Source organism: Micromonospora sp. U56, assembly GCF_018070095.1.
Classification (GTDB): Bacteria; Actinomycetota; Actinomycetes; order Mycobacteriales; family Micromonosporaceae; genus Micromonospora; species Micromonospora purpureochromogenes.
Window position 1 is genome coordinate 1 of the sequence record NZ_JAGPYL010000030.1, and the last position, 14126, is coordinate 14126.

14 protein-coding genes are annotated in these 14126 nt (G+C 72.8%); 12 read left to right on the forward strand and 2 right to left on the reverse strand.

What is annotated here, in order from left to right:
* Positions 1–108 precede the first annotated feature (108 nt).
* The gene (locus KBX37_RS13135; RefSeq protein WP_210776180.1) at positions 109–1659 is read right to left on the reverse strand and encodes a diguanylate cyclase; all 1551 of its coding nucleotides are present in this window, start codon (positions 1657–1659) and stop codon (positions 109–111) included.
* A gap of 134 nt (positions 1660–1793) precedes the next feature.
* Between KBX37_RS13135 and prmC the strand changes: the two genes are divergently transcribed.
* From prmC to KBX37_RS13155, 4 genes are all read left to right on the forward strand, one after another.
* Entirely contained in the window at positions 1794–2681 is an 888-nt protein-coding gene (gene prmC, locus KBX37_RS13140) for a peptide chain release factor N(5)-glutamine methyltransferase (protein ID WP_307849055.1), read from the forward strand.
* The gene (locus tag KBX37_RS13145; RefSeq protein ID WP_210776223.1) at positions 2681–3325 is read left to right on the forward strand and encodes an L-threonylcarbamoyladenylate synthase; all 645 of its coding nucleotides are present in this window, start codon (positions 2681–2683) and stop codon (positions 3323–3325) included. The genes prmC and KBX37_RS13145 overlap by 1 nt, the downstream gene beginning before the upstream one ends.
* A complete protein-coding gene (locus KBX37_RS13150; RefSeq protein ID WP_210776182.1) occupies positions 3326–3937 on the forward strand; it encodes a phosphotyrosine protein phosphatase in 612 nt (203 codons plus the stop codon).
* Between the two features lie 152 nt (positions 3938–4089).
* Positions 4090–6207, forward strand: coding sequence for a transglycosylase domain-containing protein (locus KBX37_RS13155; RefSeq protein WP_210776183.1), 2118 nt, complete (start codon positions 4090–4092; stop codon positions 6205–6207).
* Positions 6208–6223: 16 nt separating this feature from the next.
* On the opposite strand, the gene KBX37_RS13160 is transcribed toward KBX37_RS13155, so the two are convergent.
* A complete protein-coding gene (locus KBX37_RS13160; protein ID WP_210776184.1) occupies positions 6224–7690 on the reverse strand; it encodes an SDR family oxidoreductase in 1467 nt (488 codons plus the stop codon).
* 35 nt (positions 7691–7725) lie between these two features.
* On the opposite strand from KBX37_RS13160, the gene glyA reads away from it, so the two are divergent.
* From glyA to atpA, 8 genes are all read left to right on the forward strand, one after another.
* Positions 7726–9015 carry a serine hydroxymethyltransferase gene (glyA, locus tag KBX37_RS13165; RefSeq protein ID WP_210776185.1) on the forward strand — a complete coding sequence of 430 codons (1290 nt, stop codon included), beginning with the start codon at positions 7726–7728 and terminating at the stop codon, positions 9013–9015.
* Positions 9008–9439: a hypothetical protein gene (locus tag KBX37_RS13170; protein ID WP_210776186.1), complete on the forward strand. Its 432-nt coding sequence runs from the start codon at positions 9008–9010 to the stop codon at positions 9437–9439. The genes glyA and KBX37_RS13170 overlap by 8 nt, the downstream gene beginning before the upstream one ends.
* Positions 9440–9650: 211 nt before the next feature.
* Complete coding sequence (locus KBX37_RS13175) at positions 9651–9887, forward strand: AtpZ/AtpI family protein (RefSeq protein WP_179801599.1); 237 nt, start codon at positions 9651–9653, stop codon at positions 9885–9887.
* Between the two features lie 11 nt (positions 9888–9898).
* Positions 9899–10696 (forward strand): F0F1 ATP synthase subunit A, encoded by a 798-nt coding sequence (atpB, locus tag KBX37_RS13180; protein WP_210776187.1) that lies wholly within the window; start codon positions 9899–9901, stop codon positions 10694–10696.
* Between the two features lie 67 nt (positions 10697–10763).
* On the forward strand, positions 10764–10994 hold the full coding sequence (locus KBX37_RS13185) for an ATP synthase F0 subunit C (RefSeq protein WP_210776188.1): 231 nt from the start codon (positions 10764–10766) through the stop codon (positions 10992–10994).
* 27 nt (positions 10995–11021) lie between these two features.
* Positions 11022–11564 (forward strand): F0F1 ATP synthase subunit B, encoded by a 543-nt coding sequence (locus tag KBX37_RS13190; protein WP_088960569.1) that lies wholly within the window; start codon positions 11022–11024, stop codon positions 11562–11564.
* Entirely contained in the window at positions 11564–12385 is an 822-nt protein-coding gene (locus tag KBX37_RS13195) for a F0F1 ATP synthase subunit delta (protein WP_210776189.1), read from the forward strand. Before KBX37_RS13190 ends, KBX37_RS13195 begins: the two co-directional genes overlap by 1 nt.
* An 85-nt stretch (positions 12386–12470) precedes the next feature.
* Positions 12471–14123, forward strand: coding sequence for a F0F1 ATP synthase subunit alpha (atpA, locus tag KBX37_RS13200; protein ID WP_210776190.1), 1653 nt, complete (start codon positions 12471–12473; stop codon positions 14121–14123).
* Positions 14124–14126 lie beyond the last annotated feature (3 nt).

The window sequence follows — 14126 nt, forward strand, 5'->3', positions numbered from 1 at the left end:
AAGCGTGGCTATTCCGCGCCGAATAGCCACGCTTTCTCTGAAAGAGGCCTCAAGCGGGCGGCGCGGGCGGGGCGGGCGGGGCGGAGAGGGCGGGGAGGGCGGGGTGGGTCAGGAGGCGCGGGGGCGGGTTTTGGCGCGGAGCATCTCGCGGTCGGCGATCTCGAAGGCGGTGCCGAGGGCGTCACGCAGGGCGCCGTGGGCACCGTCGACCTCGGCGAAGCCGATGCTCACCCCCACCGGGGTGCCGGGCACCAGGGACTCCCAGTCCTCGGTGCGCACCGCCGCGTGGATCCGCCGGGCCACCTCGGCCGCCTCGGTCATCCCGGCCCCGGAGAGCACCACCACGAACTCGTCCCCGCCGTAGCGGGCCACGAAGTCGCCCCGGCGCATCACCCGGTTGATCACCCCGGCGATGCGTTGCAGGACCAGGTCCCCGGAGTGGTGGCCGTGGGTGGTGTTGACCGCCTTGAACCCGTCCAGGTCACAGACGCCGATCACCACCCGCTCGCCGCGGGCGGTCACCGAGGCGATGTAGCGCTCCAGCCGGCGCCGGTTCGGCAGGCCGGTGAGCGGGTCGGTCAGCGCCTCGCCCTCGTACCGGGCGGCCTCGCGGCGCATCTCCTCGTGGTCGATCCGGGCGGCGATGCCGTCGATGTACACGTCGCGCAGCCGGTCGTTGCGCTGGGCGGCCAGCCGGAACGCCATCCGGTCGGCCCGGTGCGCCGCCACATGGTCGCCGGCCCGGGCGTACGCGATGCTGCGCAGCCGGGACGGCTCGGCCGCGCCGAGCGTCTCGTTGGAGACCAGCGCGGTGTCCAGCCGGGTGATCGCCTCGATCGGCCGGCCGTCGGCGACGGCCAGGCAGATCTGCCCGAGCTGCCGCATGTCGCGGGCGCGGGCGCTGTCGCCGCCGTGGGCGAGCAGCCGGACCGGGTCGGTCTTGGTGCCGGTCTCCAGCGGGTCGCCGAGGGCGGCCCGGCGGGCCGCCGCGTAGCCGTACGCGGCCAGGCTGCTGGGACGGATCCGCTCGCTCCGGCCGTCGCGGACGAACCGGTTCAGGTCGATGGCGATGTCCCGGAGCACCCGCAGGCAGCCGTCACTGTCGCCGTTGTGGTCTAGGGCGACCGCGTTGCGCAGCCGGATCCCCGGCGCGGCGAAGACCTCCTCGGGGAGCCCGGCGGCCAGCCCGTGCTGCCGGGCCCGCTCGATCGCGCCGAGGGCGTAGCCGTGGAAGCTGAGGTACGAGTAGGCCATCGCCAGGTCGTGCCAGCCCCAGGCGGTGTCCCGGTCCCGCTCTTCGGCCGCGCCCAGCGCCCGGGCGGCGCGCACCAGGTGGGTGACGCACCGGTCCAGGGCGCCCTGGTGGTGCGCGGCGAGCGCGGCCAGTGCGTTGAGGTGCCCGTGCAGGTACGGCTCGGGCAGGTCGCGGACGGCGGTGGACGCCTCCTCGATGGCCCCGGTGAACTCCGCCGTCCGACCGAGATTGATCAGCGCGCAGAGACGCTGCACCAGCGCGTCGGCGCGGGTGTTCGGGTCGGTGGTGCTGCGCAGCACCGCTTCGAGCAGGCCGCACGCCTCGGCGGACCGGCTCGCCTCCTGCAGGGCCCGGGCACGCCGGAGAGCGTCAACCTGGTCATCGACCCGGTCGAGCCACCCCACCTGCGAACCTCCTGTCGGTGTGCGTCCGGCCGCACCCGCTCGTGACGTGACCCGCGACGCTTCATGATTATGTCGTGACCTTCCTTCCGCGCCACCCCTCCGAAGGGACAGAACGCGAGCGACCCTCGCTCGCCGTGACCCGCGCCACCCGTGCCCTGACCGCCGCCGGGGTGGAGTCGGCCCGCGCCGAGGCGGAACTGCTCGCCGCGTACGTGCTGGACGTGCCCCGCGGCCGGCTGGCGCTGGCGGACGGCTTCACCGCCGCTCAGAAGAAGCGGTTCGAGGCGCTGGTAGCCCGCCGGGCCGACCGGGAGCCGTTGCAGCACCTGACCGGCAGGGCCGGGTTCCGGCACCTGGAGCTGGCGGTCGGGCCGGGGGTCTTCGTGCCCCGGCCGGAGACCGAGCTGCTGGCCGGCTGGGGGATCGAGGTGGCCCGGTCCCGGCCGGCGCCGCTGGTGGTGGACCTGTGCAGCGGCTCGGGGGCGATCGCGCTGGCGGTCGCCCAGGAGGTGCCGGCAGCCCGGGTGGTGGCCGTGGAGCGGTCGCCCGCCACGCTGGAGTGGCTGCGGCGCAACGCCGCCGAGCGGGCCGCCGCCGGGGACCGGCCGATCGAGGTGGTCGCCGCCGACGTCACCGACCCGGAGCTGCTGGCCGCGCTGGTCGGCGAGGTCGACGTGCTGCTCTGCAACCCGCCGTACGTGCCGCGGGCGGTGGCCGTACCGCCGGAGGTGGCCGGGCACGACCCGGACGAGGCGGTCTTCGGCGGGACGGACGGGTTGAGCGTGATCCGGCCGGTGCTGGCCCGCGCCGGGGACCTGCTGCGGCCCGGCGGCGCGCTGGGCGTGGAGCACGACGACACGCACGGGGCGGCGGTGCCGGCGCTGCTCGCCGCCGACGGCCGGTACGTCGACGTGGCGGAGCACCGGGACCTGGCGGGACGGTCCCGGTTCGCCACCGCGTACCGGCGGGCGGACGGCCCGCACGCCGGTGTGGCCCCGGCGTGGCAGACTGGCTCCTCGTGATGCTCTACGACTGTCGGTCGCCCGCCGACCGGGACCGCGGCATCGCCGCTGCCATCGAGGCGGTCAAGAACGGCGAGCTGGTCGTCCTGCCGACCGACACGGTCTACGGGATCGGCGCGGACGCCTTCACCCCGTACGCGGTCAAGGCCCTGGCGGACGCCAAGGGCGGCGGCAGGCAGGCGCCGCCGGTGCTGATCGGCTCCCGGCACACGCTGGACGGCCTGGTCTTCTCGCTGCCGCGCGCCGCGCGCGACCTGGTTGAGGCGTTCTGGCCCGGTGCGCTGACCATCGTGGTGGAGCACTCGCCGAGCCTGGCCTGGGACCTGGGCGACGCCACCGGCACGGTGGCGGTCCGGATGCCGCTGCACCCGGTGGCCCTGGAGGTGCTGCGGGAGACCGGCCCGATGGCGGTGGCGTCGGCGAACAAGGCGGGCCAGGCGGCCGCGCTGACCGCCGAGGAGGCCCGCGACCAGCTCGGCTACTCGGTGCGCGCCTACCTGGAGGCCGGGCCCTGCCCGGACCCGGTGCCGAGCACGATCGTCGACCTGACCGGCGAGCTGCCGCGGGTGCTCCGGCTGGGCGCGATCGGGCTGGACAAGCTCCGCGACGTGGCGCCGGACATCCTCGACGAGCGGGGGGCGTGAGTGCCGCCGTTCACCGTCCTGCACGTGTGCATGGGCAACATCTGCCGCTCGCCGATGGCGGAGCGGCTGCTGGTGCTCGCGGTCCGGGAGCGGCTGGGCCGGCTCGGCGTCGACCCGACCCGCTCCGACGAGCTGCTGCACAGCCACAGCGCCGGCACCGGCGGCTGGCATGCCGGCGAGGAGATGAACCCGCCGGCGGCCCGGCAGGTGCTCTCGCGCGGCGGTGAGGTGGACGGCTTCGCCGCCCGCAAGCTGCGCTCGGATCTGATCGACGCCGCCGACCTGGTCCTCACCGCGACCGCCGACCAGCAGGAGTACGTGGTGGCGCTGCGTCCCGACGCCGTGGCCCGCACCTTCGTGCTCGGCGAGTTCGGCCGGTTGCTCGGGCTGGTGGACGCCGCCACCCTGCCGGCGGCGGAGGCCACCGGCGAGGCGGTGTACGCCCGGGGCGTGGCCCTGGTGGCGGCCGCCGACGCGGCCCGGCAGGGCGCGTCGGCGCTGCACTCCGACGATCTGGACGACCCCTGGGGTCGGGGCGACCAGTGCTTCGGCCGGGTGGCCGACGAGATCGAGGAGACCGTGCATCCGCTCACCGCGGCGCTGCTGCCCTGACCCCCCCCCGCCCGGGTGAACCGGGCGGCGTGTCCGGTGCTCCGCGCCGCGTCCCGCTCGCGAGTTTCCTCCGGGTTTCGCGAAACATGAGGGCGGAAAGGGCATAGCAGGTCATTCTGGACGGGTCCTGACGGCTCCTGCGGGGAGTGCTGATGATCCGGGCCCATCTCGACAAGTTGTTCACCGTGGTGATCGCCGGCGTGCTCGCCGGGCTGGTGCTGGCGGCGGCGGCCCTCCCGGTCGCCCTGGTGCTCGGGCTGGGCTTCGGCGCGCTCTCCGCGCCCTACTCCGAGCTGCCGTCGAGCCTGCCCACCCCACCCACCGCGCAACGGTCGAACCTGTACGCCAACGACGGCCGCACCCTGATCACCTCGTTCTACACCGAGGACCGCGTCGAGGTGCCGCTGGCCAAGGTGGCGCCGGTGATGCGCCAGGCCATCGTGGCCGCCGAGGACACCCGCTTCTACCAGCACCGGGGCGTCGACCTGCGCGGCGTGGTCCGGGCCTTCACGGTCAACCGGCGCGACGGCGCGACCCGGCAGGGCGCCTCCACGCTGACCATGCAGTACGTGCGCAACGTGCTGGCCAGCGATCCCCGGCTGACCCGGGAGCAGCGCACCGCGGCCACCGAGATCACCGCCGCCCGCAAGCTGCGGGAGATGCGGTACGCCCTGTCGTTGGAGCGCGAGCTGGACAAGGACGAGATCCTCCGGCGCTACCTCAACATCGCCTACTTCGGCGCCGGGGCGTACGGCATCGCGGCCGCCAGCAAGCGCTACTTCTCCACCTCGCCGGCGAACCTCACGCTGCCCCAGGCGGCCCTGCTCGCCGGTCTGGTCCGCTCGCCGGACACCGACGACCCGATCAACGGCGACGCCGACGCGGCGCTGCGCCGCAAGGCGTACGTGCTGGACCGGCTCGTCGACGCGGGGCAGGTGTCGGCGGCGGAGGCGGCGCAGGCGAAGGCCGCCCCGTTGTCACTGCGCCCCAGCCAGACCCCGAACGACTGCACCGCGGTGCCGCGGGAGCAGGGCGACTGGGGCTTCTTCTGCGACTGGTTCACCCAGTGGTGGAACGCCCAGCCGGCCTTCGGCGCGTCCGCCGCCGAGCGGCAGGACACCCTGCGCCGGGGTGGCTTCCGGATCGTCTCGTCGCTGGACCCGGCCGTGCAGCGGGCCACCCTGCGGCAGGCGCTGGACATCTACCCCGTCACCGACCGGCGGGCCGTGCCGACCGCGGTCGTCCAGCCCGGCACCGGCCGGGTGCTGGCGATGGCGGTGAACCGGAACTACAGCGTGGCCGACAACCCCGGCGGCCAAAAGAACCACCCGAACACCGTCAACCAGCTCGTCGCCGGTGGCGGCGGCATCGAGGGCTACCAGGGCGGCTCGACCTTCAAGCTCTTCACCATGCTGGCCGCCCTGGAGTCCGGGCTGCCGCTGGACACCGGCTTCGACGCCCCGACCCGGATCGTCACCCGGTTCCCGATCGACGCGGGGCGGGCCAGCTGCGGTGGCAACTGGTGCCCGGTCAACGCCACGCCGGACTGGATGGACGGGCGGCACACCATGTGGACCGCCTTCGGCCGCTCGGTGAACACCTACTTCGCCTGGCTGATCGAGCGGGTCGGCGCGGACCGGGTGGTGGAGATGGCCGAGCGGCTGGGCATCGTGTTCCGGGCCGAGGACGACGCCCGGCTGGCCCGCTCCGGCGCGCGGAACTGGGGCTCGTTCACCCTCGGGGTCTCCTCGACCACCCCGCTCGACCTGGCCAACGCGTACGCCACGGTCGCCGCCGAGGGGACCTGGTGCGCGCCGCTGCCGGTGGTGTCGATCACCGACAGCGCCGGGCACGAGGTGGCCGCCGGCCGCCCGGACTGCCGGCAGGTGGTCGACACCGACGTGGCCCGGGCGGCGGTGGACGCGGCCCGCTGCCCGGTCGGCGACCAGACCATGTACCACCGCTGTGACGGCGGCACCGCGGAGCGGCTCCGGCCACTGCTGGGCCGCCCGGTGGCCGGCAAGACCGGCAGCTCGGAGGGGTACGAGAGCGAGTCGGTGGTCGCGTTCACCCCGCAGCTCGCGATCGCCTCGATGGCGGCGAACCCGGACGACCCGCGGGACGCGGTCGGCAAGGCGGTGCAGGCCCGGATGGTGGACGCGGTGGGCCGGGTGCTCCTCACCGCGCTCAAGGACCAGCCCGTCCGCGACTTCGTCCCGCCCAGCGGGGCGGTCACCTACCGCCAGACCGGCCCCCGCGACGGCAACTGACCCGCGCCGGACCGGGTCAGCCGGTGGCGTGCTCGGCGCCCCGGGCGATGTTGCGGGCCATCCCGCCGAAGACGATGGCGTGGAAGGGGGCGACCGAGCCCCAGTAGGCGTGCCCGGCCAGGCCGCGGGGGAGGAAGACGGCGCGCTGCACGTACCGGCTGCGGCCGTCGGTGGTGGGCTCGACGCGCATCTCCAGCCAGGCCCGGCCGGGCAGCCGCATCTCGGCGCGCAGCCGCAGCAGCTCGCCCGGCACGATCTCCTCGACCCGCCAGAAGTCCAGCGCCTCGCCGACCTGCAGCCGGTGCGGGTCCCGCCGGCCCCGCCGCAGCCCGGCCCCGCCGATCAGCCGGTCCAGCCAGCCCCGCAGCGACCAGGCCAGCGGGAACGAGTACCAGCCGTGCTCGCCGCCGACCCCCTCGATCACCCGCCACAGCGCGCTGGTCGGGGCGGCCACGTCGCATGTCCGGACGTCGGTGTAGACCGTGCCGCCGGACCACTTCGGGTCGCTGGGCAGCGGCTCGGCCGGCGCGTCCGGGCCGCTCGCGGTGGACCAGCGGGTCTCCACCTCGGCGTCGCGCACCTTGGCCAGCGCCAGTGCCACGGCCTCGTCGAAGCCGGTCAGCCCGCCCGGCGGGTCGGGGATGAACCGGGCGATGTCGTGCTCGTGCGCCACCGCCTCGTGGACCAGGCTCTCCACCAGCGGCCGGGCGATCTTGTTGGGCACCGGGGTGACCAGCCCGACCCAGTACGAGGAGAGCGATGGCGTCAGCGGCCGCACCCGCAGGATCACTCGGCGACGCAGCCCGGCCACCCGGGCGTACCGCTGCATCATCTGCTCGAAGGTGAGCACGTCCGGGCCGGCGATGTCGAAGGCCCGGTCCACCTCGGGCGGCAGCGTCGCGCCGGCGACCAGGTAGCGCAGCACGTCGCGGACCGCGATCGGCTGGATCCGGTTGCGCACCCAGCGCGGGGTGACCATCCCCGGCAGCCGCTCGGTGAGATAGCGCAGCATCTCGAACGAGGCCGAGCCGGACCCGATGATCACGGCGGCCCGCAGCACCACCGTCGGCACGCCGCTGGCGAGCAGGATCCGCGCCACCTCCGCCCGGGAGCGCAGGTGCGGCGAGGGGACCGCGCCGTCCTGCTTCGGCTCCGGGCCGGCGAGGTAGACGATCCGGCGTACGCCGGACCGGGCGGCCGCCGCGGCGAAGTGGGTCGCCGCCTCCCGGTCGGCCGCCTCGAAGCCGGCCTGCCCGAGCGAGTGCACCAGGTAGTACGCGACGTCGACGCCGTCGAACGCGGCGGGCAGCGTCTCCGGCCGGCGCAGGTCGCCCTCGACCACCTCGGCCCGCGCCGCCCAGGGCACGTCGCGCAGCCGACCGGCCTTGCGGGCCAGGCAGCGCACCTCGTACCCCTCGGCGAGCAGCCGGGGCGCGAGCCGCCCGCCGATGTAACCCGTGGCTCCGGTGACCAGGCATCTCACGGGTTCCAGTGTGCGGCCCCATAGACTCCTTCGCTGTGGAGAACGCGAGCAACACCTTCTGGGGGCCGGACTTCCAGCAGCTCAGTACCGTCGACCCGGAGATCGCCGGGGTGGTGCTGGGCGAACTGGAACGGCTGCGCGGCGGCCTGCAACTGATCGCCAGCGAGAACCTCACCTCCCCGGCGGTGCTCGCGGCGCTCGGCTCGACGCTGACCAACAAGTACGCCGAGGGCTACCCGGGCCGGCGCTACTACGGCGGCTGCGGCGAGGTCGACCGGGCCGAGGAGATCGGCATCGCCCGGGCGAAGGAGCTCTTCGACGCCGAGCACGCCAACCTCCAGCCGCACTCCGGGGCCAGCGCCAACCTCGCGGCGTACGCCGCCCTGGTGCAACCCGGCGACACGGTGCTGGCGATGGACCTGCCGCACGGCGGGCACCTCACCCACGGCAGCCGGGTGAACTTCTCCGGCAAGTGGTTCCATCCGGTCGGCTACACCGTCCGGCCGGACACCGAGCTGATCGACTACGACGAGGTCCGCGACCTCGCCCTGGCGCACCGGCCCAAAATGATCATCTGTGGCGCGACCGCCTATCCCCGGCTGATCGACTTCGCCCGGTTCCGGGAGATCGCCGACGAGGTCGGCGCGTACCTGATGGTGGACGCCGCGCACTTCATCGGGCTGGTCGCCGGCCGGGCCATCCCGTCGCCGGTGCCGTACGCCGACGTCGTCTGCTTCACCACCCACAAGGTGCTGCGCGGCCCGCGCGGCGGCATGATCCTCTGCCGGGAGTCACTGGCCGCCCGGATCGACAAGGCGGTCTTCCCGTTCACCCAGGGCGGCCCGCTGATGCACGCCGTCGCGGCCAAGGCGGTCGCGCTGCGCGAGGCCGCGCAGCCCGAGTTCCGGGCGTACGCCGGGCAGGTGGTGCAGAACGCCCAAGCGCTCGCGGCCGGGCTGGCCGCTGAGGGGATGCGCCCGGTCTCCGGCGGCACCGACACCCACCTGGCCCTGATCGACCTGCGCGAGACCGGGGTGACCGGCGCGGAGGCCGAGGCCCGCTGCGACGCCGCGACCATCACCCTGAACAAGAACGCGATCCCGTACGACCCGCAGAAGCCGATGGTGGCCTCCGGCATCCGGGTCGGCACGCCGAGCGTCACCACCCAGGGCATGGGCGTCCCGGAGATGCGCCAGGTCGCCTCGCTGATCGCCCGCGCGGTACGCACCGACCCGGCGGCGCCCGGGGGAGCGGACACGCTCGCCGGGATCGCCGGCGAGGTCGTCGAGCTGGCCGCCGCCTTCCCGGCGTACCCCCGTGGCTGAGCCCGGGGTGCGCGCGGCGGAGGCGGCCGCGGACCGGCGCTGGCGGCTGCGCCACCTGCCGGTGCTGCTGATCGCCTCGGTGCTGCTGGGTGCGGTGGCCGCCCTGGTGGGCGGGGTGGCCGGCGGTGGCGACGCGGCGCTGGGCGCGGCGGCCGGGGTGGCGGTGACGGCGGCCAGCTACACGCTGACCACCGTGGTGCTGGCCTGGGCCGACGCGGTCAACCCGCAGCTGGTGCTCCCGTTCGGGCTCGGCCTGTACGCCGCCAAGTTCACCCTGCTGGGTGTCGTGATGGTGGCCGTGGCGTCGACGGGCTGGGACGGGCTGCTCCCCCTCTGCCTCGGCATCGCGGCGGGCGTGGCGGTCTGGACCGGGGTGCACATCTGGTGGCTGACCAGGGTGCACCGACGTGGGGTCGCCGGCTGACCGGTGGGGCGCACACCGAGCGTGGTGGATCTGTAGCGCCGTCCCACCTGGCGGGCGACGCGCGCGTCTGTCCACCTTCGGTCATTTTCTGGCCGGCCGAAGGGGAGTAGCGTGCCTCCAGACGACGCGCCCGCCAAAGGCCCACACAACGACGGTTGTGCGGGGGGTGAGGCACAGCCTCGTCTTCCCGGCTGATATCGTTCGCCCCGTCATGGCTGATGACCAAACCCCCCGATCCAGCGGCGGCTCAGGCGACGTTCCGTCCGGTGCCGGCCAGGGTTGGACCGCGCTCGGATACCTCATCACGGGCATGGTCTTCTGGGGTTTCATCGGCTGGCTGGTCGACCAGTGGCTCGACACCGGGGGCATCGCCACCGGGATCGGCGTCGTGCTCGGCATGGCCGGGGGAATCGTCCTGGTCGTCCGCCGACTCGGCACGCCTACTTAGGAAGGGACGCGGTGTTCGGACAGGCGAACGTCCTGGCAGCGGGCCAGGCGGCATTCCCACCCAGTGTGGAGGACTTCTACCTGCCCAGCATCCTGCCCTGGGGTGCGCACGACTCGTACTGGTTCACCAAGATCACGGCGATGGTCTGGATCGCGGTCGGCGTCCTGATCATCTTCTTCCTGGCCAGCTACCGGAAGCCGCAGCTGGTCCCGACGAAGAAGCAGTGGTTCGCCGAGTCGATCTACGGCTTCGTGCGGAACAACATCGCGGTCGACATGATCGGGCACGCGGGGGTGCGGTTCGCGCCGTACTTCACCACGCTGTTCTGCTTCATCCTGCTGACCAACTTCTTCGCGATCCTGCCGGGCTTCCAGATCTCGCCGAACTCGCACATCGCCTTCCCGGCGATCCTCGCGGTGATCAGCTACGTGCTCTTCATCTACGCCGGCATCAAGCACCACGGCGCCGGGAAGTTCATCAAGAACTCCCTGATCCCGCCGGCGCCCTGGTACATCCTGCCGCTGCTGATCCCGATCGAGTTCTTCTCGACCTTCCTCGTCCGGCCGTTCTCGCTGGCCGTCCGTCTCTTCGCGAACATGTTCGCCGGCCACATGCTCCTGCTGGTCTTCACGCTCGGCGGCTTCGCGATGCTCAGCGCCAACACCTGGCTGGCCCCGGTCTCGGTGCTGTCCTGGGTGATGACCATCGCGCTCACCTTCCTCGAGTTCCTGGTGATCGTCCTGCAGGCCTACGTGTTCACGGTGCTGACCGCCAGCTACGTGCAGGGCGCGCTCGCCGAAGAGCACTGATCCACTTCGCACCAACAGTTGTCGTCCCGCGTGACCGTCACGCGTGATAACCAGGAGGAACCCACTAATGGACGTCTACGCCGCGGTAGAGGGCAGCACCGCCGCCATCGGCTACGGTCTCGCGGCCATCGGCCCGGGCATCGGTGTCGGCCTGGTCTTCGCCGCCTACATCCAGTCGACCGCCCGCCAGCCGGAGTCGTCGCGGATGACCCTGCCGTACGTCTGGATCGGCTTCGCCGTCATCGAGGCGCTCGCGCTGCTGGGTATCGCCTTCGGCTTCATCTGGGCTGGCGCCTGATCCACCCCTGTTGACCGGGAGGTAACCATGTACCACCTGCTCGCCGCCGAAGGTGGTGAAACGGCCCACAACCCGATCGTCCCGCTGTGGCAGGAGCTCGTGGTCGGGACGGTCGCCTTTGCCGTGCTCTGCTTCGTGCTGATGAAGTTCGTCTTCCCCCGCATGGAGCAGACGTTCCAGGCGCGGGTCGACGCGATCGAGGGTGGCATCAAGCGCGCCGAGGCCGCCCAGGCCGAGGCCAACCAGCTCCTCGAGCAGTACCGCGCGCAGCTCGCCGAGGCGCGCACCGACGCCGCCAAGATCCGGGACGACGCCCGGGCCGACGCCGAGGGCATCCGCCAGGACATCCTCGCCAAGGCGCGGGAGGAGTCCGACCGGATCATCGCGGCGGGCAAGGAGCAGCTCGCCGCCGAGCGGGCCACCATCGTGCGCGAGCTGCGCACGGAGGTCGGCACGATCGCGGTCGACCTGGCCAGCAAGATCGTCGGTGAGTCGCTCGCCGACGAGGCTCGTCGCAAGGGCACCGTCGACCGGTTCCTGAGCGGTCTCGAGAGCGCGGGGGCCCGCTGATGCAGGCCGCCAGCCGGGAGTCGTACAAGGTCGCGGCGGAGCACCTCGACGCGTACGCGCGCAGTGCCGACCCGGTCGCGGTGGCTCACACCGCGAACGACCTGCTCGCCGTCGCCGGCCTGCTCCGGCGGGAGACTCGGCTGCGGCGGGCGCTCTCGGACTCCGCCCGGTCCGCTGCGGACCGCGCCGGTCTGCTCGGCGAGATGCTGCGGGGCAAGATCAGCGAGGGCGCGCTCGACCTGCTCGCCGCGCTGGTCTCCGGCCGTTGGTCGGCGCCGTCGGAACTGCTCGACGGCGCCGAGCGACTCGGCGTGGAGGCCGTGCTGGCCAGCGTCGATGCCGCGGGTGACCTGGGCGAGGTCGAGGACGAGCTGTTCCGTTTCGGGCAGGTCGTCGCCGGCCAGCCCGGGCTCAGCGCGGTGCTGTCGAACCCGGTGGCCCCGGTGGACCAGCGGGGTGTCCTGGTCGGCGAGCTGCTGGCCGGCAAGGCCAAGCTGGCCACCGTCCGCCTCATCGAGGTGGCGCTGGCCGGCTTCGGGGGGCGTTCCTTCACCGGATCGCTCACCCGGCTGGTCGAGCTGGCCGCCGAACGGCGGGACCGCCAGGTGGCGTACGTCACGGTGGCAGCCCCGTTGACTGACGAGGAGGAGCGACGCCTGGGTGCCCGCCTCTCCGCGATGTACGGTCGAGAGGTTTCCGTCAAGCAGACGGTCGACCCGGAGGTGCTCGGTGGGGTGAGCGTGCAGGTCGGCTCCGACCTGTACGACGGCACCGTCCTGCGCCGCCTCAACGAGACCCGCAACGCGCTCGCGAAGCGCTGACCAGCGTCTCCGCAGCCCTGATCGACGCCATTCGGACCGGTCGGTACTAGGTATCCCGGGACCCTGATACTTAAGGAAGCAGAGGATGGCCGAGCTGACCATCTCGACGGAGGAGATCCGCGGCGCCCTGGAGCGCTACGTCTCCTCCTACACGGCCGACGTCTCCCGCGAGGAGGTCGGCACCGTCGCCGACACCGGTGACGGCATCGCCCACGTCGAGGGCCTGCCCTCGACCATGACCAACGAGCTCCTGGAGTTCGAGGACGGCACGCTCGGCGTGGCGCTGAACCTCGACGTCCGGGAGATCGGTGTCGTCGTTCTCGGTGACTCCGCCAAGCTGGAGGAGGGGCAGCGCGTCAAGCGCACCGAACGGGTGCTCTCCGTCCCGGTCGGCGACGCCTTCCTCGGCCGCGTGGTCAACGCGCTCGGCCAGCCGATCGACGGGCTCGGCGACATCGCCAACGAGGGCTACCGCGAGCTGGAGCTCCAGGCCCCGAACGTGATGTCCCGGCAGTCCGTCGACGAGCCGCTGCAGACCGGTATCAAGGCGATCGACGCCATGACCCCGGTCGGTCGGGGCCAGCGGCAGCTGATCATCGGTGACCGGAAGACCGGCAAGACCACGGTCGCCCTGGACACCATCCTCAACCAGCGGGACAACTGGCGCTCCGGCGACCCGAAGAAGCAGGTCCGCTGCATCTACGTCGCCATCGGCCAGAAGGCCTCCACGATCGCCTCGATCAAGGGCATCCTGGAGGAGGCGGGAGCGATGGAGTACACCACCATCGTCGCCTCCCCGGCCTCCGACCCGGCCGGCTTCAAGTACCTCGCCCCCTACACCGGCTCGTCCATCGGGCAGCACTGGATGTACGGCGGCAAGCACGTCCTGATCGTCTTCGACGACCTGAGCAAACAGGCCGAGGCGTACCGCGCCGTGTCCCTGCTGCTGCGTCGCCCGCCGGGCCGCGAGGCGTACCCGGGTGACGTCTTCTACCTGCACTCGCGCCTGCTGGAGCGCTGCGCGAAGCTCTCCGACGAGCTGGGTGGCGGCTCGATGACCGGCCTGCCGATCATCGAGACGAAGGCCAACGACATCTCGGCCTTCATCCCGACCAACGTCATCTCGATCACCGACGGCCAGATCTTCCTCGAGACCGACCTGTTCAACCAGGGCGTCCGGCCGGCCATCAACGTCGGCACCTCGGTCTCCCGGGTCGGTGGCGCGGCGCAGGTCAAGCCGATGAAGAAGGTCGCCGGTTCGCTGCGGCTCAACCTGGCCCAGTTCCGCGAGCTGGAGGCGTTCGCCGCCTTCGCCTCCGACCTGGACCGGGCCTCCCGCGCCCAGCTGGAGCGCGGTTCCCGCCTGGTCGAGCTGCTCAAGCAGCCGAACTACTCGCCGTACCCGGTGCAGGAGCAGGTCGTCTCGGTCTGGGCCGGCACCGAGGGCAAGCTGGACGACATCCCGGTCGGCGAGGTGCGTCGCTTCGAGTCCGAGTTCCTCCAGTACCTCCGGCACAAGCACGAGGGTGTGCTGGCGGCCATCGCCGACAACAAGTGGGGCGATGACATCGTCGGCTCGCTGGAGTCGGCCATCACCGAGTTCAAGCAGGTCTTCCTGGGCAAGGAGGACGAGCGTCGGATCAATGAGGCCCCGGCCGCGCCGCTCCAGGGCGAGGAGAACCGCGAGACGGTGACCCGCTTCCGGGACGGCTCGACCGACCGCCCGGCCGAGAGCTGATCC